Origin of the sequence: Tolypothrix sp. VBCCA 56010 (assembly GCF_050875635.1) — a bacterium.
Classification (GTDB): domain Bacteria; phylum Cyanobacteriota; class Cyanobacteriia; order Cyanobacteriales; family Nostocaceae; genus Hassallia.
On the sequence record NZ_JBPAOH010000126.1, the window covers coordinates 1 to 22,264 of the forward strand.

The window sequence follows — 22,264 nt, forward strand, 5'->3', positions numbered from 1 at the left end:
CGCAAAGTTAGCCTAACTTCGCGGCGTTGATTTTAACTAACTCGCGCAATGCTTGGGCGATCGCTATTGCTGCTTGTTTCGCTTATGCTGTTTACCAAGGTTGGCGGATTTTTATCGCTTTTGTTTCTGGTGTCGTCGCTAGCGTCATGTTAGCTGCTTTTGCGCCCCAAGCGATCGCACTTATATTTCGTAAAGTCGTTCCTGCTTTCTTTTGGGCACGGTTAAACGACCAAATGTATCCCGATAGACCAACAGCCTTAATGCGAAAAACCCAATGGCAATTTGCAGCGGGTTTGGCACAACAGCGTCCTTGGACTGGTTGGGGTTTACGCAATTTTACTGCTCTTTACAAAGCACATTCACAGATTCGCTTGGGTCATCCTCACAACTTGTTTTTGATGCTTTCCGCCGAAACAGGGCTTCCCAGTACTCTGTTATATTGTGGTTTACTCGGTTGGATTTTATTTGCCGGTGTCCAAGTTTTGCGAAGGTCAAAAGATATCGACCAAGAAGACAAATTGATACTTTTGAGTTACCTTCTTGTCTGTATGGGGTGGGTGCTATTTAATACGGCAGACGTAACTTTATTTGATTTCCGGTTGAATACTCTAGCTTGGTTGCTGTTTTCTTGTGTTTGTGGAGTAGTCTATCGCTACAAAAATGTTTAAAATTACTTCTTCACCTTTCCCCCGAAGAAAATCCCCATTCCCCAGAAAGAATAGGGAGACAAGGAGAGGGGGAGACAAGGGGAGGGGGGGACAAGGAGAGGGGGGGAGGGGGAGAGGGGGAGAGTATTAAATTTTGAATTCTCCTTGTCTCCTTGTCTCCTTGTCTCCTTGTCTCCAAGGAGTCCCCCACTCCCCCACTCCCCCACTCCCCCACTCCCCATTCCCCATTCCCCCTAAAATAGGTGTATCAACAAAAAAAAGACACCATTATAACCAACTGTTATGTTCACAACAGCTGATTTTTTTCAATATACCCAATGGTCAGGAATTGCTACCTTGGTTTTGGCTGCGATCGCAATCTTGGGTTTTATTTTAAAATGGGGCATCCGCTTTCGGCTGGTGGGTGCGACTGGCTTTATGCTGGTGATGACGGCTGGTTTGTTTACACTCTCGTTGGGACCTTTAAGCCGCACGGTAATTCCGGGTGCGCTGAAGTATTCTCTAGTTTATGACAATGGGTCTACACAAGCGGTAATTGCTATACCACCGAGTATTACCCCAACGGAATTAGAAGCTACTCTACGTCAAGCAGCCAGCAATCTATATTCTAACGGTCGCTTGGCTAGACGGGGAGATAACCAACTGACGATTCGATCGCGTACTATTATCCATCCAGAAGCTGGGGTTTCTGTGCCACTATACTTGGGTGAGGTAAAGCGATCGCTTACTTCTCGTGAAGACTCAGAAATGGCGATTGAAATTTATCCGGAAAAATTTGCCCAACTGCCAAAACCAACCGCTTAATTGCCTAACTGAATGATTGCAAGATTCCCGACTTCGCACAATTTGTCGGGAATCTGACCAAAGATAAAGCTTTAGTATATTTTTAAATATTTTATCCTGTTTTATTCTTCTTTTTATAGATAAGCTGAATTATTCGCTCTGGAGTTTATCTAAAGTTACTAAATGTATCCCTGTCATAAATTGTATGCAGTACATAATGCTAAGGCTTTCTCTTCTGGTTCGTAAACAGCCTGGGTGTATTGCACTCAATTGATAACTACATTTCACTTACTTAACAAGTATCTTCGTTCTTTGTAGTATTGTAGGGTGCGTTACGGATTTCAACAATCACGCACTCCTCTCCTTGATAATGGTGCGTTAGCGCTTCTCGTAACGCACCCTACGTATCTGAAAAATTAGGAGAAATTATTTTGAATCTTTTCAACAGATAACTATATATAGCGTTTCTCGGTTTAATGAGGTACACCCGTAGGGGCACGGCAGTGCCGTGCCCCTACAACCCGCCATATAATTTTGTACCTCACCTGAGTGGGAATCGCTATAACAGTGCCGACGAAAAAAATAGAGAGATTAACTTAATGCTAATTGATAGCCGTAATTTACCTACAGATGAAGTCATTCAAACTGAAGTTTGTATTGTCGGTGCAGGTCCTGCCGGAATTACATTAGCGCGAGAATTTATTGGGCAAGATTTTCGAGTTTGTCTATTAGAAAGTGGTGACTTGGAATTTAATCAAGAAATACAGTCTCTTTGTGAAGGTGAAACTATTGCCGATAATTTTCCCGAACTACATGAAATGCGTCGGCGTCAGTATGGTGGATTGGCTAATGCTTGGGGTATTGAAATATATAACAAGCAAATTGGTTTAAGGCATATGCCTTTGGACGAAATAGACTTTGAAAAACGTGATTGGTTGCCATATAGCGGATGGTCTTTTAATAAATCTCATCTTAATCCTTTCTACGAACGCGCTCAAGCAGTTTGCAAACTCGGAAATTTTGCTTATGAGGCTGAAGCTTGGTCAGATAATAAATCTCCTCAGTTACCTTTTAAAAGTGATAATGTAACTACTAGCATGTTTCAGTTTGGAACTCGCGATATTTTTCTCAATGAATATCGCGATAAAATCAATCGTTCAGCTAATATAACTACTTATCTAAATGCAAATGTAGTAGAAATTGAAACTGACGAAACCGCGAAAATTGTAACTCGTGTCAAAGTAGCTTCTTTGCAACAAAATAGATTTTGGATAGCGGCAAAAGTATTTATATTAGCGACTGGGGGAATTGAAAATGCCCGGTTATTATTACTATCAAATAAAACGCAAAAAAATGGTTTAGGTAATGAAAATGATTTAGTAGGCAGATTCTTTATGGATCATCCTTTAATTCATTCGGGTGTGATTTTGCCTAATAATCCCCAAATCTTCAATTCTACAGCTTTATATGACTTACGCTTGGTAAAGAATGTCCCTGTAATGGGAAAAATTACTTTAGTTCAAGAAGTTATGCGTCGTGAAAAATTGCTGAATATGAGTGCGTTACTTTTTCCCAGACATAACAAATTTACAACGGCGATTTTTCCGGCACATAACGAATTTAGAACTGCGGGAAAAGCTTCTTTAAAAATCTTGCTTGCCGCAACTCGACGCGGGGAAATACCTAAAGATATTCCTAAACATTTAGCAAATGTAATTAAAGACTTTGATAGTCTTGTTCTTCAATGGTATAAGCGTCACTTTCAAAAGCAACTGATGTTTTCTAATTTAAGTCAGGGTGGATGGTCGTATCAGAAAAATAAAGATAAGAAGTTTACAATGTTTGAAGTGGTGAGTCAAACTGAACAAGCTCCTCATCCTGATAACCGGGTGATGCTTAGTAGTAAACTTGATAAGCTTGGTTGTGCAAAAGCGCAGTTAAATTGGCGCTGGACTGAAACTGATATTAATAGTATAAAGACTTCGCAAGCAATTTTAGCACAAGAAGTTGCTCGCGCTGGATTGGGTGAATTCCAGATTGCATCGGATGGAGAACTTCCCCAAGTATTATCTATTAGCACGCATCATCATATGGGTACAACACGGATGCATGACGATCCGAAACAGGGTGTTGTCGATGCAAATTGTCAAGTTCACGGTATCTCGAATTTATTTTTAGCTGGGAGTTCGGTTTTCCCTACAGGTGGCTTTGCTAATCCTACCCTGACGATTGTCGCTTTGGCTGTGCGACTGGCGGATTATGTGAAAAGTCGCTGTTTTTAGTTCCCGACGACTGAAGTCGCGGTTCATCTTGCACACAAACGAAGTCCACCTGCGTGGACTACGGAAAATTAAGAATTTTTCAGCCTACGCAGGTAGGCTTTGTTAGTATAGCCTCACCCTACTGACTAGCGTTCGTCAAAGACGTTGGCGCAGCCATCGCCTATTCTTTTCTGGTTTTCATACTGCATTCATTGTCTCATTTGTCAATGCTAAGTTACGATAATTTCTGATTAGTTCAATAAAAATTATAGAAAAATCACTAATAAATATAGATTACTAATTAATCATCTTAACTGTCTTAACTGTCTTAACTGTCCTTGCATTTTCGCTCTAACTCTGAGAAGATTTAAAGGCATATATACCATTAGTAATACATCAGCAATTTTAGGAGGGATTTAATGGGTAAACACTAAGCAAGAAAACTGGACAATAATTCTTTCACTGATAAATAACGTCTGCCAAAAAGTAAATTCTCAAAACAATTAAAGAGGTAATTTATGAGCAATATTCAAGAAGTACTACCGGCTTCAGAATTTCTGAAAAACAACTTAGGTATTTCCGAAATTCCGCTTGAAGCATACCTTAACTATGGATATGCACTGCTTGCTATTGTTGGAGCAGATGGAGAAGTTTCAGAAGCCGAATTTAACTGGTTACTAAATCATCAGCGCTTGGCTGGCGCTCCCGAAGAAGTAATAGAAAAATACAAAACATTTGAATACAAAAATGCTGACTTAGAAAATTTGCTGAGTAAGATTACAGTTGATGTTTCTACTTGGTCGAAATCAAGGTCATTGTTATATCATGCAATTCAAATGGCTCGTGTTGACCATTACGCAGATGAAGAGCGAGAAGCTGTAAAAAAAGCAGCTAAACTGTTAAATGTTGAAGATGATATTGCACTTGCTCTCGAGAGATTGATAGAAACAGAAGAAGCAGTAACTGCATTACGCAAAGCACTACTACAAACTGAGGTTTTAGCTTAATCAAAGAATAAAGGTTTTGGGCTATGGGTTTAAAACCTGATTTAAAAGCCCAAAACTCTTACTGTCTAAAGTATTTAGCTTTTTTATCTATCTCTAATCCTTTTATTTTGGCTAAGGTAACAGAACCGCTAACACAATTGATCCAGATGGTTAGTATCACACAGGTGATATTGTCTATGTTGATGTGGTTTCTGGAGTTAGTAGCCTACGATAATTAATTTTTCTGGGCTACCATATCCCCGACTTATTCAATAAGTCGGGGATATAGCTGCCTTTTTTCAGATATTTATACTCAAAAGATGAATATACTAATTATCCTCGGTGAAATCATATTTTTAATAGTTATTTTCTCGCTGTTTAACTGGCTAATTGGCATCATCTTCAAGCAATTCGCTAAAGTTTCTTGGCTTCAAGGAAAAACTGCAAATATTACCTTTCTGCGTCGGAATATCAGCAGACTTTTAATTTTCACTTGTGTGATTCTGTGTCTTGTGCTGATTGGTGTGAATGGGATGGTGATTTATCGAGGTGGAAACATTCAAGAATTTCAACTTAATTTTATTCGCAGTCTTCCTACTCAATTTTGGCTCAATCTATTGACGGCGAGCTTGAAAAGTGTGAGTTTGCTGATGCTAGTTAAATTTAGCATACCACTCTTAAGCCGGGGTATAGATTGGGTTTGCGATTACGCCAAGAAAGCCGATCAAATCAAGGCTAATGATGAAAGTACCGAGGCTTTTTTTCGGGTTTTAAAAAGAATTATCATTCATACTCTTTGGATATCATCTGCTATTCTGTGCGCTAAATTTCTCTACCTACCAGAAGTCGTTCCCAAGTATCTTTATATTGCCTTAAAAATATATATCATTGTCACAGTTGGTTTACTCATTGTTAAAGCTGTTGCTACTATCGTTGACACTCTCGACGCGCTGAGTCTTAAATACTCCAGTTATAACAATCTACTGCGTTTATATGAGCGTTTACGCCACTTAATTCCCCTCTTCAAAAAATGTTTGGAATACGTCCTCTATGTTGGCATAATAAATCTTGTTGTTCCAGAAATAGAACCTATCGCTTGGATAAGTGCTTATACCCCTAGAATTGTGCAGATTATTGGGGTTTATTTTATTAGCAATGTTTTGATTGAAGTCATTTACTTCATTCTTGATGAGTTCTACTTAAAAACTACAGATGTAAATGACTCACAGCAACAGAAACGGCTGACGCTGATTCCCTTAATGCGGAGTTTCGCCAAATATTTCATCTACTTCACTGCCGGAGTTACCATACTCAAGCTTATTGGTATCGATCCTGCGCCTATCTTAGCAGGTGCAGGAATTGTAGGTATAGCAGTTGGTTTTGGAGCGCAAAACCTGATTAATGATGTCGTTTGTGGATTTTTGATTTTGTTTGAAAACTATTACTTGGTAGGTGACTATGTTGAAGTTGGGAAAGTGGAAGAGAGAAATATTGAGGGGCTTGTAGAAGCGATTGAACTGCGAACAACTCACGTCCGACATCCTGATGGTCAATTGCAGATTATTCGCAATGGGGATATTGGATCAATTATCAACTACTCCAAGCAGTATATATATGCAAGGGTGGAAGTTAGCGTTTCCTATGACTCGAATTTAGATCATGTGTATAGAGTGGTTGAGAAGGTAGGACAGCAGTTAAAGGTGGATGAACAGGATGTTCTGGAACCTACAAGAGTAGCTGGACTAGAAAGTTTTGGTGAGAATAACCTATTGCTGCTGACGCTGACAAAGGTCAAGCCTGGAAAACACCTTCATATTCAGCGTGTTCTCCGCAAGATATTGAAGGATACTTTTAGCCAAGAAGAAATTGAACTTTGTGGTTTTTCCAAAAATTGATACTAGCTGTTGGCTCCTCCAGGGTGCAGGTGCAAAATATAAGTTAAATAATATCAAACTTTTTTTGGCAAACTAGAATATATGCCTAGTTAATTTTTCATCCTACTTTGTCTACTCAAACTTCTAATTCATTATTTACTCTGACGATCGCACCAGCAAAGGTCATCCGTGGTGCGGGTGCGTTGACTTCTTGCGGTGAAGCAATTTCTCGTTTGGGAAATCGTCCGTTAATTTTAGCAGGCGATCGCACTCTCGCTATAATCCAAACTCATTTACAACCAGTTTTACAGCAATTGCAGGTTGCTCAAGCATCTTATGGCGCAGATTGTTGTGAAGATAGTTTAAAATCTTTACGCAAAGCGGCTAAAGAACATCTTGCTGATGTCATTATCGGTGTTGGTGGTGGCAAAGCACTCGATACAGCTAAATTAATCGCGCATCAATTACAGTTACCCGTAGTCACAATTCCTACCTCAGCCGCAACCTGTGCCGCTTGGACTGCCCTTTCAAACGTATACTCTGACAAGGGCGCATTTTTATATGATGTGGCGCTTTCTCAGTGTCCCGATTTATTGATACTCGATTATGATTTAATTGAAACTGCCCCGCAACGTACTTTGGTAGCGGGAATTGGGGATGCGATCGCTAAATGGTACGAAGCCTCTGTTAGCAGCGGACACTCAGAACAAACCTTAATTATATCCGCAGTGCAACAAGCGCGGATTTTGCGGGATATTCTGTTTCAAAAGTCAGCCGCAGCCCTGCAAACCCCAGGAAGCGAGGTTTGGCGAGAAGTTGTAGACGCTACCGTTTTACTCGCTGGGGTAATTGGCGGAATTGGTGGGGCACAATGTCGTACTGTTGCGGCACATGCAGTGCATAATGGTTTAACCCACATTTGCAAACACGACAGTATTCACGGCGAAAAAGTCGCTTACGGTATCTTGGTGCAACTACGTTTAGAAGAAATGGTACAGGGTTCGCAGCTAGCTGCTGCCGCAAGGCAACAGTTGTTGAAATTCTATACAGAAATCGGGTTGCCGCAAAAGTTGAGCGATTTAGGATTGGGCAACATCACTTTAGGTGAGTTGCAAACAGCCGCAGAAATTGCTCTAGCGCCTAATTCTGACATCCATCGACTACCATTTAAAGTGGCGTTGGAACAGTTGATGGCAGCGATGGTTTCCACCACTGCACCAATAGATACTACAGCTTTGCGGGTATCAATAAGGGGAATTGACGAGGTTCAGGAATGAGTTTGGATTGGATTGTCCCGGCGGAACGTATACAAAAACTACCACCTTACGTATTTGCACGGTTAGATGAACTGAAAGCGAAAGCGCGGGAACAAGGATTAGATTTGATTGATTTGGGGATGGGAAATCCCGATGGTGCGACACCGCAACCAGTTGTAGAAGCGGCGATCGCTGCTTTGCAAAATCCCGCCAATCACGGTTATCCACCGTTTGAAGGCACTGCGAGCTTTCGGCGTGCCATTACTAATTGGTATCATCGGCGCTATGGTGTAATTCTCGATCCAGATAGCGAAGCTTTGCCGCTACTTGGTTCTAAAGAGGGATTGACACATTTAGCGATCGCCTATATAAATCCTGGCGATTTAGTTTTAGTTCCTTCTCCCGCTTATCCCGCACATTTTCGCGGACCTGCGATCGCTGGAGGCAAAGTCCACAGCTTGATTCTCAAACCAGAAAATGACTGGTTGATTGATTTAGCCGCAATTCCCGATGATGTTGCCCAAAGCGCGAAAATTCTCTACTTCAATTATCCCAGCAATCCCACCGCTGCGACTGCCCCCCGCGAATTCTTTGAGGAAATCGTCGCCTTCGCCCGGAAACATGAAATCCTCTTGGTACACGATTTATGTTATGCTGAATTAGCTTTTGATGGCTATCAACCCACAAGTTTGTTAGAAATTCCCGGCGCGAAAGAAATCGGTGTAGAGTTTCACACCCTTTCTAAAACTTATAATATGGCAGGTTGGCGCGTCGGTTTTGTGGTAGGAAATCGCCATGTAATTCAAGGTTTGCGGACTTTGAAAACCAATTTGGATTACGGCATTTTTGCCGCTTTGCAAACCGCAGCAGAAACGGCTTTACAACTGCCTGATGTATACTTGCATGAAGTCCAGCAACGCTATCGTACCCGTCGCGACTTTTTAATTCAAGAGTTAGGAAACTTAGGTTGGGATGTTCCCAAAACCAAAGCGACGATGTATTTGTGGGTTCCGTGTCCCCCTGGTATGGGTTCAACAGATTTCGCTTTGAATGTCTTGCAGCAAACTGGTGTAGTAGTGACACCGGGTAACGCTTTCGGAATTGCCGGTGAAGGATATGTGCGGATAAGCTTGATTGCGGATTGCGATCGCTTGGGTGAAGCGATGCGACGTTTTCAGCAAGCCGGTATCCGCTATCACTCAGAAGCCGTCGTATCTACATAATAACCCTCTTCTTTGCGCCTCTGCGACGGACACGTTCCTCAAGTCGAGCCAGCGCCTTGCGGAGCCGCTTTCGCCTGGGCGGGTTTCCCGACCCCTTCGGGGTCAACGAGATTCCCATCTCCCTTTGGGAGACGCTGCGCGAACGACGCAAAGCTTAAGAGGTGGAACTCGTTGACTTGAGGCGACTGGCGTGGGGTTCCCCCCGTTGTGGCGACTGGCGTGGCCGAGCCGCCCACAGAAGTGTCCTCGCCTTTGGGTGAGGCTTATTCATACTACAACCCATTCCCAATCAAGATAAACGGTGCCCAATAATGCGGATAGTTTGAGTGTATTTTACCAATCCCAACAACCGCCTCAGAATAAATTCTGAGGTTAATAGTTAAAGTCGTCTAAAGACGACTAGGTAAAGGTTTTAGTCCACAAAGCGTGGACTTGAGCTAAAAGCCTGTGAGTTTTAACTCTGGGCGAGTCTGGACGCTAATTGAGAATGGTGTAAGATGTTAGCTACCCTACGGGAATGCCTAAAGGTGAGTGCGTGAGGAAAAAGAATAATTAACCGCACCCTGTAGCAGATGAATCTGTGGTTCACAATAGAGACGTACCCTTGTCAAAATTCAATGCAAACCTCCCAAACAAATATAGTTGCCGGTTTTCATGCGCTTTCCGATCCGCTGCGGTTGAAGGTATTGCAACTATTGCAAACACAAGAGCTATGTGTATGCGATTTGTGCGAAGTTTTGAATGTGACACAATCTAAGCTTTCCTTTCACCTAAAAACCTTGAAAGAAGCGGGTTTAGTTAACTCCCGCCAACAAGGACGTTGGATTTATTACAGTCTCAATCCGCCTCAATTCGCTGTTCTACAACAGTATTTAGCAGAGTACAGCCGCTTGAATCAGATTTTATCGGCGCGTTCTTGCGACTCTGGTTGTTAATGAATCAATAGCGGCGGGTATTAATTTATATTATGGCGCAGTTAATGGGGGCAATTTGTGCTTCAAGTTTGCTGCTAAGTAGTTTGGGACGAGTTGCCAATATGGGTGCAACTATACCACTAAATGGCAATTGGTGGCAATCTTTGGTGCTGGAAACGGTTCTGACGTTCATTTTGATGTTTGTGATTTTGGGTTCGGGACTGGATCGCCGCGCACATATCAATTTTGCGGGTTTGGCAATCGCTCTGGTGGTGGGGGTAGAAGCTGCGTTCGCTGGACCGATTACGGGTGCAAGTATGAATCCAGCGCGATCGCTTGGTCCTGCTTTGGTGGGGGAATTTGGCAATATCACTGGGTTTATTGGGTTGCACCGATTTTGGGAGCGCAGTTAGCGGTGGTGGTGTATGCAGTGCTTTCGGATGGGTTTCGGGATGTTAAATGATACGAACCTTACTAGAACGCAGATTATGAAACGAGTGATGTTTGTTTGCAAGAAGAATTCTCGTCGTTCTCAAATGGCAGAAGGATTTGCACGCACGTTAGGAGAAGGCAAAATTTCTGTTAACAGTTCCGGATTGTCAGCAAGTCATGTAGACCCGAAAACGATTGATATCATGTCAGAAATCGGTATTGATATTAGCAATCAAACTTCTAAGGCTTTAAGCGATTTTCATCCGGAAGATTTTGATGCGGTGATTTCTTTGTGTGGTTGTGGTGTGAATTTACCCGAAGCGTGGGTGTTAAGAGAAGTTTTTCAAGATTGGCAATTAGACGATCCAGAAGGACAATCAATTGAAACTTTTCGCCGCGTTCGTGATGAAGTGAAACAGCGGGTAGTAAAGTTGATAGAATCCCTAAATTAAGTAGTTTACTTTAAGACCAAATCCGGTTTTAATCTAATTTCTTCTTTAGCCCACGTAGGTGGGCTTTGTTTGTATAGCCGCGACTTATAGTCGCCAGGGCTTTAATACCAAATACAGTTTGAAACAAACTTACCTCTAAAGCATCGCCTAATCGCGGGCTTTGTTTGTATAGCCGCACCTGTGTCGGGGCATTAATTTTATATCTATAGTATGATGCCAATTTTCAGCAGATAAAGCTACAATTTTAGAATAAGCCAAATTTTGTGATTTTCTGAGGTGTTGTGGTTAATCAAACTTCTGAAAACCTTTTAAACCCTCACATTGAAAAACTATCTGATAAGGGTTACAAATTCACCTGGTTTGATTGGTTTTGTCTGTGGTATCCTCCAGGTTGGCTGATTTTATTTAACCGTCACTGGCAACATTATCACGCCGATCCAGATGGTTGGAATTGGCTAGAGTATCTATTATTTTTAATTCCGGGTGGATTTTATCTCGCGGTATTAATTCGCTGGTTGCGGCTTGGATGTCGTTTACCGCGTCGTGAAGTTGATGAATTTGAACCAAAATATCAACTAGCTTTTAGAGAAGAAATTCTCAGTTTAATTGTTAAAAATTATTTTCAAGCAGAGTTGCAACAAGTTGAGAATTTGCCGCAAACAGGACCGATGATTGTGGCAATGAATCATGCGGGGATGTCTTTTCCGTGGGACTTTTTAAGTTTAGGTTATTTATTAAGTAAAACACGCGAATGGGTGATACAACCTTTAGCGAATGTATCCTTATTTGAGCATCCTTGGATGATTTGGTGGCTACCGATTGGATGGTCACAAGTATTAGGTGGTGTGAAAGCCGAAAAAGATGACTTTGAAGCGGCGGTAAAAGAGCGTAAAATTATTTTATATGCACCTGAAGGTGTACGCGGACCTCAGAAAGGTTGGGCAAAGCGCTATGAGTTGCAAAAATTTGATTTGAGTTTTATTCAGTTAAGCGATCGCTATCAAATTCCGATTCTTCCAGTTGTCTGCATCGGTAGCGAAAATCTACATCCTTTCGCCGTAAATTTTCGCAAATTGCAGAAATTAGTAAAATTACCATTTCTGCCTTTATCTCCTTTGATGTTCGTCTTTATTCTCTTTCCTTCAATGGGAGTTTGGGCGAATAAAACTGATTTGCGTTACTTTATTCAGCCGTTGTATACTACGGATAACGGCGATAAATTAAGTAGAACTGTGGTTTATCAAAAAGCCCAACAATTGCGAGAAAAGCTGCAAAGTCAAATTAATCAGCTTCGGAATTGTTAGTTGTTATTTGTTAGTAGATAGTTGTTAGTAGATGGTTGGAGCGTTGATGGTTGATGATTGTCAAAATACTCCTAACTCCTAACTCCTAACTCCTAACTCCTAACTTTTAACCACTATCCATTACCAATTCCAAAACGATAACCTTTACCGTAAACGGTGTGAATTAATTGCGTTTCACCAGCTACCTCAATCTTACGACGCAGCAAGCGAATTAATGCCGCTATCACATTGCTGCTGGGTTGTTCATCATCTGACCACAAATGCTGCATAATTTGCGCGTGAGTCAGCAACTGTCCGGTGTTTTCCATGAAATATTGCAACAGTTGACTTTCTTTTTCTGATAGTTCTATGATCCGTCCTGGGCGAAAGGCTACTTGATTTTCGCTATCAAGTTCTAAATCAGCAACAGTCAGCTTGGCTGTGGTAGTTTGCGTTTCCGTACCGGAACGACGCAATAAAGCACGCACTCGCGCTAGTAATTCCCGCAATTCAAACGGTTTAACTAAATAGTCATCCGCACCAGCATCTAAACCTTCTACTCTATCATCTAAAGTATCTTTGGCGGTGAGAAATAGCACGGGTGTGACTTTACCAGTGCGTCGCAATTGCTGACAAATTTCCAAACCGGTTTTTCCCGGCAGCATCCAATCTAAAATCAGTAAGTCATAATTGCCAGATAAAGCAAGTTGGCTACCATTTGTCCCATCATAAACCGCATCCACAGTGTAACCCTCGCGAGTTAACACACGACTTAAGGGATCGGTTAGTTCAGCTTCATCATCAACTAATAAAATTCTCATGATGCTTTTGGTAAGCAATAGAGATATTCTCAATAATAATGAATCGCACGTTTATACCAAGAAAAAAATGCTTACTGTTGCACTGCCAAAAGGGGAACTACTTAAAAATAGCATTCGTTTGTTACAATCTGTGGGATTAGATTTTAGCGCTTTTTTGGATTCCGGAACTCGCCAACTTCAGATTCCTGACACTACGGGGAAAGCAAAAGCTTTGCTGGTAAGGGCGCAAGATGTGCCTGTTTATGTAGAATACGGTCAGGCACAATTGGGTATTGTCGGTTACGATGTGCTGCGGGAGAAAAAGCCGCTAGTTGCTCACTTGGTTGATTTGCAGTTTGGCTATTGTCGCATGTCTGTGGCGGTGAAAGCATCGAGTGCTTACCGTTCGGCGTTGGAATTACCTGCTGATGGTAGAGTGGCTTCTAAGTATGTGAATTGCGCTTGTGAATATTTCCAAAGTTTAGATTTACCTGTAGAAATTGTGCCGTTGTATGGTTCAGTGGAATTAGGACCGATTACGGGGATGTCAGAAGCAATCGTTGATTTGGTTTCTTCCGGGCGGACGTTGCGCGAAAATGGTTTGATTGAAATTGCGACATTGTATGAAAGCACGGCACGGTTGATTGCCCATCCTCTAAGTTATCGCCTGAATACAGGTAATTTGCACAAGTTGGTTGAGGATATGCGATCGCAAATTCTATCCGCAATCTAACATCTAGGTGAATGGCGGTTTCAATCTCTGGGATAATGTGGGAGTATGAATATTAACGTTAAATTAGGAAAGCTTGCTTTTCTGATTGTAAAAATTAATATAATGCTCTTACTATGAGCACTACCAAACCTCTAAAAAAATTCTATACAAGGAACCGTCGTCGTGAAAATGACTGGCGGTTATTTTTGCGTTTAGTACCCTATGCGCGAAAACGCGGACGACTGCTAGCGCTTTCGATGTTGTTACTCGTGCCGATCGCTGTAGCCGGTGCGATACAACCTTTGCTAATTGGACAAGCCATATCCCTAATTCGCTCGGAACCAAGCACTTTCGAGTTTCTCAGAAATCGCCCTCTAATGCAAGGGCTAGGTATCGTTGAAGGATTATTGCTCTTAACGGTGAGCATCAGCCTGATACTTACAGGTTTTCAGGGTTATGTTGTACAGAAGCTAGGACAAGAAATCACCGCCGAAATTCGCCGGGATTTATTTAATCATGTTACATCTTTGGCGGTACGTTTTTTTGACCGGACACCTGTTGGTAAATTAATTACCAGACTCACCAGCGATGTGGAAGTGTTAGGTGATGTCTTTTCCACTGGAGCGATCGGCATTGTCTCGGATTTGTTTTCAATGCTGGTGATTCTCGGTTTTATGTTTTCTATCAAGTGGGAACTCGCTTTGTTATTGCTGTTGATGCTGATACCAATCAGCTGGTTAATTGTTTTCTTTCAGCAACAGTTTCGCAAAGCTAATTACAAAGTGCGGGAAGAACTTTCTGTTCTTAATTCCCAACTGCAAGAAAATATTACCGGCATTAATGTTGTACAGTTATTCCGGCGGGAAAAATTTAACGCCCAATTGTTTCGCAATACAAATAAAGATTACGTCAAGGAACTCGATCAAACCATCTTTTTTGATTCGGCAGTTTCCGCGACATTGGAATGGATTTCTTTAATAGCGATCGCCAGTGTTTTATGTGTCGGCGGTTTGTTATTATTAGATAAACAGTTGACATTTGGGACATTATCTGCATTCATTTTCTATGCCCAGCGATTGTTCGATCCATTGCGGCAATTTGCAGAAAAATTCACGACAATTCAAGCTGGTTTTACTGCGATTGAGCGGGTTAGCGATATTTTAGATGAACCAATAGAAATACGCGATCGCACCAATCCGCGATACTCTTTTTTAGAATCAGAATTCGGCTATATCGACGATATCGTAGAGAACTTAAATCCTCAAACAGCAAACGGAAAGTCTGCAAGAGGAGAAATCCGTTTTGAACATGTTTGGTTTGCCTACAAAGACGATGAATATGTCATTAAAGACTTAGACTTTACCATTCATCCAGGTGAGAAAATAGCATTAGTTGGTCCGACCGGTGCGGGTAAAAGTTCGATTATCCGTCTTTTGTGTCGTCTCTACGAACCCAGTAGAGGACGCATTTTGATAGATGGTGTAGATATTAAAGAAGTACCTCAAGCAGAACTGCGACGGTACATGGCAGTAATTTTGCAAGAAGGCTTTTTGTTTGCAGGTGATGTTAAAAGCAATATCACTTTAGGAGACAGCTACACCTTTGAGCAAATTCAACAAGCAGCACAAAAAACAAACATTGACGAATTTATTGAAAATCTCCCCCAAGGTTATGATACCCAACTTAGGGAGAGAGGGACAAATCTTTCTAGCGGACAAAAGCAACTTTTAGCCTTTGCACGAGCTGCAATTCGCAATCCGCAAATTTTGGTACTAGATGAAGCAACCGCTAGTTTAGATGTAGGCACAGAAGCTTTAATTCAACAAGCATTAAATCAGCTTTTAGTTGAACGTACTGCAATTATTATCGCTCACCGTCTGTCTACCATTCGCAATGTGGATCGAATTTTTGTCTTGAAGCGAGGAGAATTAATCGAACAGGGAAGCCATGAAGAATTGATGCAACAACAAGGACTTTATGCCACTTTGCACAACTTACAAATGTTAGGAACTACTTAATTCGTAGTAAGCGCTTCAGCGCTTTATGGAAGCGAGTACAGCGCTTACTACGTTAAACACAAAAATTTAGATATTGATCGGGCAAACTAGTACTTTAATTTACAAGTTACTCAGATTTGTTGTAGATGAAAACCCTTTGATTATCTGTACATTACCTGCTTGGCAATGCACAATAAGCAGGAACCTTGCTAGCAAGAAGATTAAGACTAGCTACAGCATATTTGGCTAACACTGACTTTTTCGTAGCATTGCAAGAACCTTTCAATTCCTTAGTTTTGCTTTCGTCTTTGACAAGTCGAGCTTGATAAGTGTAGAGAGAACCAGACGGTTTTTCAAAAGTTAGCTCTGCTTCAATTGTACAATTATCTAAGCTTTGCTTAATGATTTTGCCTGCCACTTTGCAGTCAAACCAATCCCATCCGTAGCGAAGAATCAGTTCTCTTTCCAAAACTTGCATCGCAGGTGGCAAAATACCCCAACCTCGATAGACTTTATTCAAGCAATTAATATCACCACTGCGCGTCAAAATCGACTTGAATGACTCTTGATCTAGCGCACCGTAGTATCTTCCTTCTGGTAAGTCTATGGCTGTTGGTGCAAATCTATGTCCACCAAAGTGGCTTGATTTCCAAATCCGCACCTCATCCAAACCCAAATCAGAAATAGTAGCGTCTGCGTGATAGTAAAACGGATTGCCATATCTAGCACAACACATATCATGGCTACCGTGCGTACACACTAAAATATCTCTGGTTACACTTATTTTTACTTCATATTTGGGAGTGCTACCCGATAACCATTTTCTGATAGTAGGTGCTGCTTGCTCAATATTTGGCAGTTTAAACTCTTGTTTGCGATATCCATTGCCAAGACCTTCTTGTTGATGATAAATCAACAATGTGGTGTGGTCTATTTTGTGTGATTCATTATTAGCAATCAAGAGAAATCTTATCGGCTGTTTAGTGCGCTTCACCTCTTCTACTAAAACTTTCAGACTATTTGGCACCCATCTGGAATTCAAAGCTTCGGAATGCCAAGGTGGGGGACACTCTATTAAAACATAAGTTTGGTAGTTGGTGGCGCTACCAATAACATCCTCTCCTACTTGTTTGGAATGGTCGGAACAAAAGAAATGAGTCATTTACCTGTACTGAATTGTGTATTTTATAAACAAAAGTTCTCTAAATGAAAGTGTTATTTTCATGACAAAATTTTCCTCTTAACAATGTTTTCCAATGCTCATCAATCATAAACTGCTGCCTTTGATACCAAGCAAGACAATGAAGGAAAGATGTATATTCCCCACCTCAAACCTGGTAGCCACTTTATAACATCATTTATAGGAAATGTCTCTTTTTTGAAGATATTTTCTCCAAGAGAGCTAAACGTACAAATAGATACTTTCTGGACTGCAATGTTTATTTTGTATACAATGCTATCTGGCTGTTCATGAATTTTTAATGGCAGAAACTTGTACTTTATAAAGTTTGTTACACTGCCAAAGTCAAATATATTGAACCTTGCCTGATAATCTAGACAGTATCTAGCTTTCAGCTTGCTGAAGCTATCGAGACACTTGTGATAATTATCACAAAAAATTATCAAAATAACGCTTTTATTTAAATTATCTCTTAATCTATGAATATAATTTACTACAACATTTGTCTCTACACCTAAAGGTATATTCTTATGCCACGTTGAGAAAATAAACTCCTTAATTAGCTTTGCTAAAAAGTCAATACCAATTTGCCAAAATATTTGTAAAGTTAAATGCACGCTTAGTTGATTAAGAGCGATCGCGTAATCCCAATCAGCTTTTTTACACCACTTAATGAAATTGCTATTTCTGCTGCGATCGCTAACTTTTTTATCTAATCCCCACCGCTGCTGTGGGTACTTTAGCTGATATAAATTGAAACGATTTGTAAATTTTTTGAAAAAAAATACTGCTTTGATTGCCCAGGATTTTTTTAACAATTCTTCAAGACTATATCGTTGTAATCTTTTAGACATATTGCTAAATATTCTCAATAAGAGAATAAAAAAATAGATTGGCGTTGTTCTAACTTGACATCTCACCCCCGACATTACAGCACAAGTTTCGGGTGGGGATCTGCATTGACTGTAACTGAAGTCAATAACAAAAGCAAGTATTTGATAACATTTCTGATTTTTCCTTGGCTGAGAAATTACCAAAAGCCTGTAAAATCAAGGTTATGTGCTTTTTTATAGCGGAAAATAGTTACAATAGCAACCATCACTCCTATCTATATAATAGATAAAATTTATCAAAACTAGATGTTGTTCAGAGCGGTGAATGCGCTTCCTGCGGCACTTTGTCAAGAGTATACTTCTGTATCTCTTACCCACTCACGCCAGTTCGCACGGGCGGAGGACGCCTCACGAACGGGTTCGCCACTACGAATAGACGGTACAGGCAACCGCGCTGCCTTGACTCACCGCACGCGACTGGCTCCCCAATCCCCAGTCCCCAGTCCCTAGTATGATGGAGAAAATAGACGTGATTTGTGACTATGGCTGTTGCTTCTTTCTGCTTTCATGCAGAATTGAATGATTTTTTACCACGGTATAAAAGACAAGTAATAATATCTCATTCTTTTAGTGAAAGAGCCTCAATAAAAGACATGATTGAGGCTTTGGGCGTGCCTCATACTGAAGTTGATAGTATGGAAGTTAACAATAATTTTGTTAATTTTTCTTACATTGTTCAGGATAAAGACACTATCAATGTCTATCCAATTTCGGCTACACTTGATATTACACCAAGCGTGTCTGTTCGACCATTACCGCTAAGTGTCATCCGCTTCGTTTTAGATATTCATTTAGGTAAGTTAGCGACATCTTTGCGACTGTTAGGTTTTGACACTTTATATCGCAATGACTATGACGATGAAGAATTAGCCGAAATTTCCAGCAGTCAATCACGCATTCTCTTGACTCGTGATAAGGGTTTATTAATGCGGAGTTTGGTGACACACGGATATTATGTCAGAAGCACTAATCCTCAACAGCAAATTGTGGAAGTATTGCAACGTTTCGACTTATTTAAAATAGTATCGCCTTTTCAAAGATGTTTGCGCTGCAATGGATTGTTAACACCTGTAGCGAAGGAATCTGTAATTGATGAATTACCAGAAACTGTGCGATACTCCAAAGGAGTCGCTTCTTCTGACGGAGACGCTATGCGAACGCGAACGCGCAGCGTCTTTGCAGGAGAATCGCAAAATAATGAGTTCCATCGCTGCGAAGATTGCGCTCAAATTTATTGGCAAGGAACTCATTATGAGCGATTGCAACAGTTTATCGATCAAGTACTTGAATCAAAGACAGGTGATTGAATAAGTGAAAATTATTGATTTTCAGATCCTATGATACCTCCTCCCGGAATATAAGCAGTTATAATTTGATGCTCTCCAACATTTTCTGAGTTTTCTTGCTCATGAATCAAATCGTCAAGGTTTGAGTCTTTCTCGCTTTGTTCACTCGCTTCTTTTGCTTCAATTGGATCTGCTTCTTTATCTAGATTAAGAGAACGAGGAGGTTCTTTGGCAGTAGATACATCAAAGAATGGTTTTGCTTTGTCAGAAGTCATAAGTTGCTAAAGGGCGCTATTTATTTTAGTGTTTGTCATATCTAGATAACAAACATCTTTCTTGAGAGTGATGGTGTGGGAGGAGCGTAAAGACTGTGACATTAATTTTAGCGCTCGATTTTGGTGGAACCAAGCTGGCAGCGGGAGTGGTAAATGTGGGTTCTCGGCGATGGTTGCGTTATGAACGTCGCTTTTCACCAACGAATGCGAATGCTAGCAGTGATTTAGAAATGATGCGATCGCTTATCCATTCGCTTCTACAATCAGCCAAACCAGATGCTATTGGTGTCAGCTTTGGGGGACCTGTTGACGCAACTACAGGAACGGTGCGACTATCGCATCATGTATCTGGGTGGGAAAATATTCGCTTAAAAGACTTGTTAGAAGCCGAGTTTAGCGTTTTTGTTAGCGTAGACAATGATGCTAATGTTGCGGCTTTGGGGGAACATCGCTTTGGTGCTGGACAGGGCTATGAAAGTATTTTTTATATCACTGTCAGTACTGGTGTGGGTGGTGGTTGGATACTTAACAATCAGCCTTGGCGGGGTGCTGGGGGAATGGCGGGTGAAATTGGACACATGATTGTAGATCCGTCGGGACCGATGTGTTTGTGTGGCAAGCGGGGATGTGTGGAAAGGTTGGCGTCGGGTGTGTATATGGCACGGGATGTAAGGGAGATGTTGGAAAACGAACCGCAGAGGCGCAGAGAAGGGGAGATATTGAGGGATTTGGTGGGGGGTAATTTGGAGTTGGTGACGGGGAAGGTGGTGAGTGAGGCTGCGGTGCTGGGGGATGAGTTGGCGCGGGAGATTTTATACAGGGGTGCTTGGGGGTTGGGTGTGGGTATTGGCAATGTGGCGAATTTGATGAATCCGCAGCGGTTTGTGTTGGGTGGAAGTGTGACGAAAGCGGGGGAAAGATGGTGGGAGGTGGTGCGGAAAACGGCGCGGGAGACGGCTTTACCTGAGGTGGATTTGGAAATTGTCCCGGCAGCGTTGGAAGATGATGCGCCGTTGTGGGGTGCTGTGGCACTGGCAACACAAGCTTTACAATAAGTTTGTGTTTTCCCAGCATATAAAGAAGTAGAAAAAAAGTTTATGGGAGAGTGCGATGTCTCACGACAAGCCTTATGGCTACGCATTTGTGATATTGGGATTTGTAAGATCGCATTACATACAAAAAACATGCGATCGCCTTCATTATGTTCATTATGAGCAATGCTTAAGCCGTTGATTTTCTTCGTGTTACGTTAATATCTCAAATATAGACTGGCAACGCTATAGCATTTTTTAAGTCCTTCTAATGTCTGAGGAGCGGAAGTGGTTGACTGGAAGTTATATCTAGAATCAATCTGCGAGAAATACGCTCAATGGTGGGATACTTACACGCTAACGAATGTTGTGGGTAATAAGTATGACAAAAAGGTGAGAAAATCCTTATTGTTAGATTTACAGGCGATCGCAGTTAAACCAGAAACCGTTAAACCAGAGAGGGAAGAATTTCCAGAAGCAAGTAACGAAAGAGAAGTTTTCAACGTTCTGGAAGGATTGCGGAAATATGCACCGGAACACGTACTTTTAACTGGTCGTCCGGGTTCCGGAAAATCAACTGCTTTGGTGCGGTTATTGTTGGAAGAAGCGGAGGGGTTTGGTAACGAGAAGCAGTTTGTCATTGCGAGGAACGTTCGCGGAGCGTCTCGTTCGCGTAGCGTCTCCGACAGGAGAAGAGAAGCAATCTCATCAACTCGTGGGAACTCCCAAATCCCCGTGTTGATAGAACTGCGCTACTACGAAACTTCTATCGTGGACTTAATTACAGCCTTTCTCCACCGTCATGACCCCAGTTTAACTATAGACTGCGAAACCATCAAAACATTATTGCGACAGGGGCAATTTTTACTGCTGATAGATGGTGTGAATGAACTACCATCTTCAGAAGCACAGCGCAATTTACAAAAGTTTCGTCAAGATTACCAGCAAACCACCCCGATGGTTTTCACAACGCGGGATTTAGGGGTGGGTGGTGATTTGGGAATTAGCAAAAAGTTGGAAATGCAACCCCTGACGGAAACGCAGATAGGGGAATTTGTGCGGGGGTATCTTCCCGAAACTGGGAAACAGATGTTGCAACAGTTGGGGGGAAGGTTAAGGGAGTTTGGGGAAACTCCGTTGCTGTTGATGATGCTGTGTTCGGTATTTGCTAGCAATGAAAATCAAATACCGCCAAATTTGGGTTCGGTGTTTCGTCGATTTACGGAGATTTATGACAGTCAACTCAAGCAGGATATTCCCGTTACCGATGAGTCACGACGTTGGTGGAAGCGGTTATTGCAGCATTTAGCCTGGGTAATGATGGGGGGATGTAGAGACGCGATATATCGCGTCTCTACACCGACGGAATTTTTGGTTGCCATACCCCGACAGCAAGCGGAGGAAATATTCATAGAATATCTGGAAGGTAAAGTTAATTGTGCAGCAGATTGTGCAATTGCTTGGTTGAATGATTTACTCAAACATCATTTAATCCAAATTGGGGCAGAAAATAAAATAGAGTTTCGCCATCAATTAATTCAAGAATATTACGCCGCAGAGAGGTTTTTGCACGAAGTTGGAAAGCTGAGTGATGATGAGTTGCAATGGGATTATTTGAATTATTTTAAATGGATAGAACCCGCAGCATTGATGTTGGGTTTGTTGCATGATAAAAATTTAGCGCTGCGTGTTGTGAAGTTGGCTTTGCAGCTTGATTGGCAGTTGGGTGCAAGGTTAGTGGGGGAAGTTAAATTAGAGTGGCACAAGCAAACTGTTACTTTAGTTGAAAGTTTAAATATTCCTCTAGTATTAAAAATTAGACTGTTAGGTAAAATCAAATCAGAAGCGGCAATTTCCGGTTTAATTAAACTTCTCGAACATCAAGATTCATCTGTACGTTATCGTGCCGGATATGCACTGGGAGAAATCAAATCAGAAGCGGCAATTCCCGGTTTAAT

At 41.5% G+C, this 22,264-nt stretch carries 19 protein-coding genes and 2 pseudogenes; 16 read left to right on the forward strand and 5 right to left on the reverse strand.

The annotated features are described in order from the left end of the window. Positions 1-14: 14 nt before the first annotated feature. Positions 15-668: pseudogene (locus AABK37_RS30515) on the forward strand (O-antigen ligase family protein); the annotation flags it as partial. Positions 669-670: 2 nt separating this feature from the next. Here the strand turns inward: AABK37_RS30515 and AABK37_RS30520 are convergent. After that, the gene (locus tag AABK37_RS30520) at positions 671-889 is read right to left on the reverse strand and encodes a hypothetical protein (RefSeq protein WP_432555240.1); all 219 of its coding nucleotides are present in this window, start codon (positions 887-889) and stop codon (positions 671-673) included. A gap of 61 nt (positions 890-950) precedes the next feature. Here AABK37_RS30520 and AABK37_RS30525 point away from each other — a divergent pair, with 61 nt between their 5' ends. The 10 genes and pseudogenes from AABK37_RS30525 to AABK37_RS30570 all read left to right on the forward strand — a co-directional run bounded on the left by AABK37_RS30525 (position 951) and on the right by AABK37_RS30570 (position 12,153). Continuing rightward, positions 951-1,472 carry a Ycf51 family protein gene (locus AABK37_RS30525; RefSeq protein WP_432555241.1) on the forward strand — a complete coding sequence of 174 codons (522 nt, stop codon included), beginning with the start codon at positions 951-953 and terminating at the stop codon, positions 1,470-1,472. Between the two features lie 482 nt (positions 1,473-1,954). Continuing rightward, positions 1,955-3,733, forward strand: coding sequence for a GMC oxidoreductase (locus tag AABK37_RS30530; protein ID WP_432555242.1), 1,779 nt, complete (start codon positions 1,955-1,957; stop codon positions 3,731-3,733). A gap of 497 nt (positions 3,734-4,230) precedes the next feature. Beyond that, positions 4,231-4,719, forward strand: a complete 489-nt coding sequence (locus AABK37_RS30535; RefSeq protein ID WP_432555243.1) for a hypothetical protein — start codon at positions 4,231-4,233, stop codon at positions 4,717-4,719. A 299-nt stretch (positions 4,720-5,018) separates the two neighbouring features. Next, entirely contained in the window at positions 5,019-6,593 is a 1,575-nt protein-coding gene (locus tag AABK37_RS30540; protein WP_432555244.1) for a mechanosensitive ion channel family protein, read from the forward strand. A gap of 92 nt (positions 6,594-6,685) precedes the next feature. Further along, positions 6,686-7,849 carry an iron-containing alcohol dehydrogenase family protein gene (locus AABK37_RS30545; protein WP_432555258.1) on the forward strand — a complete coding sequence of 388 codons (1,164 nt, stop codon included), beginning with the start codon at positions 6,686-6,688 and terminating at the stop codon, positions 7,847-7,849. Then, positions 7,846-9,051, forward strand: a complete 1,206-nt coding sequence (locus AABK37_RS30550) for an aspartate aminotransferase (RefSeq protein ID WP_432555245.1) — start codon at positions 7,846-7,848, stop codon at positions 9,049-9,051. The genes AABK37_RS30545 and AABK37_RS30550 overlap by 4 nt, the downstream gene beginning before the upstream one ends. Positions 9,052-9,668: 617 nt before the next feature. Continuing rightward, the gene (locus AABK37_RS30555) at positions 9,669-9,986 is read left to right on the forward strand and encodes an ArsR/SmtB family transcription factor (protein ID WP_432555246.1); all 318 of its coding nucleotides are present in this window, start codon (positions 9,669-9,671) and stop codon (positions 9,984-9,986) included. 11 nt (positions 9,987-9,997) lie between these two features. Beyond that, positions 9,998-10,428: pseudogene (locus AABK37_RS30560) on the forward strand (MIP/aquaporin family protein); the annotation flags it as partial. A gap of 25 nt (positions 10,429-10,453) precedes the next feature. Further along, positions 10,454-10,849, forward strand: coding sequence for an arsenate reductase, glutathione/glutaredoxin type (arsC, locus tag AABK37_RS30565; protein WP_432555247.1), 396 nt, complete (start codon positions 10,454-10,456; stop codon positions 10,847-10,849). A gap of 281 nt (positions 10,850-11,130) precedes the next feature. Beyond that, entirely contained in the window at positions 11,131-12,153 is a 1,023-nt protein-coding gene (locus AABK37_RS30570) for a 1-acyl-sn-glycerol-3-phosphate acyltransferase (protein ID WP_432555248.1), read from the forward strand. A gap of 113 nt (positions 12,154-12,266) precedes the next feature. Here the strand turns inward: AABK37_RS30570 and rppA are convergent, their stop codons facing one another. Further along, the gene (rppA, locus tag AABK37_RS30575) at positions 12,267-12,953 is read right to left on the reverse strand and encodes a two-component system response regulator RppA (RefSeq protein ID WP_432555249.1); all 687 of its coding nucleotides are present in this window, start codon (positions 12,951-12,953) and stop codon (positions 12,267-12,269) included. A gap of 67 nt (positions 12,954-13,020) precedes the next feature. Between rppA and hisG the strand changes: the two genes are divergently transcribed. Continuing rightward, positions 13,021-13,665, forward strand: a complete 645-nt coding sequence (gene hisG / locus AABK37_RS30580; RefSeq protein ID WP_432555250.1) for an ATP phosphoribosyltransferase — start codon at positions 13,021-13,023, stop codon at positions 13,663-13,665. Positions 13,666-13,778: 113 nt separating this feature from the next. Continuing rightward, a complete protein-coding gene (locus AABK37_RS30585; RefSeq protein WP_432555251.1) occupies positions 13,779-15,662 on the forward strand; it encodes an ABC transporter ATP-binding protein in 1,884 nt (627 codons plus the stop codon). Positions 15,663-15,813: 151 nt separating this feature from the next. Here AABK37_RS30585 and AABK37_RS30590 read toward each other — a convergent pair whose 3' ends face one another. Together AABK37_RS30590 and AABK37_RS30595 are read right to left on the reverse strand one after the other, a co-directional pair. Continuing rightward, positions 15,814-16,803, reverse strand: a complete 990-nt coding sequence (locus AABK37_RS30590; RefSeq protein WP_432555252.1) for a sucrase ferredoxin — start codon at positions 16,801-16,803, stop codon at positions 15,814-15,816. Between the two features lie 101 nt (positions 16,804-16,904). After that, positions 16,905-17,675 carry a hypothetical protein gene (locus tag AABK37_RS30595; protein ID WP_432555253.1) on the reverse strand — a complete coding sequence of 257 codons (771 nt, stop codon included), beginning with the start codon at positions 17,673-17,675 and terminating at the stop codon, positions 16,905-16,907. Between the two features lie 521 nt (positions 17,676-18,196). Here AABK37_RS30595 and AABK37_RS30600 point away from each other — a divergent pair. Then, positions 18,197-19,021 carry a Mut7-C RNAse domain-containing protein gene (locus AABK37_RS30600; protein WP_432555254.1) on the forward strand — a complete coding sequence of 275 codons (825 nt, stop codon included), beginning with the start codon at positions 18,197-18,199 and terminating at the stop codon, positions 19,019-19,021. Positions 19,022-19,032: 11 nt separating this feature from the next. Here the strand turns inward: AABK37_RS30600 and AABK37_RS30605 are convergent, their stop codons facing one another. Further along, positions 19,033-19,275 (reverse strand): hypothetical protein, encoded by a 243-nt coding sequence (locus tag AABK37_RS30605; RefSeq protein ID WP_432555255.1) that lies wholly within the window; start codon positions 19,273-19,275, stop codon positions 19,033-19,035. Positions 19,276-19,370: 95 nt separating this feature from the next. Here AABK37_RS30605 and AABK37_RS30610 point away from each other — a divergent pair, with 95 nt between their 5' ends. Together AABK37_RS30610 and AABK37_RS30615 are read left to right on the forward strand one after the other, a co-directional pair. Further along, positions 19,371-20,330 (forward strand): ROK family protein, encoded by a 960-nt coding sequence (locus AABK37_RS30610; RefSeq protein WP_432555256.1) that lies wholly within the window; start codon positions 19,371-19,373, stop codon positions 20,328-20,330. Positions 20,331-20,594: 264 nt separating this feature from the next. Then, positions 20,595-22,264 (forward strand): NACHT domain-containing protein (locus tag AABK37_RS30615; RefSeq protein ID WP_432555257.1); only part of this gene is annotated, 1,670 nt, incomplete at its 3' end.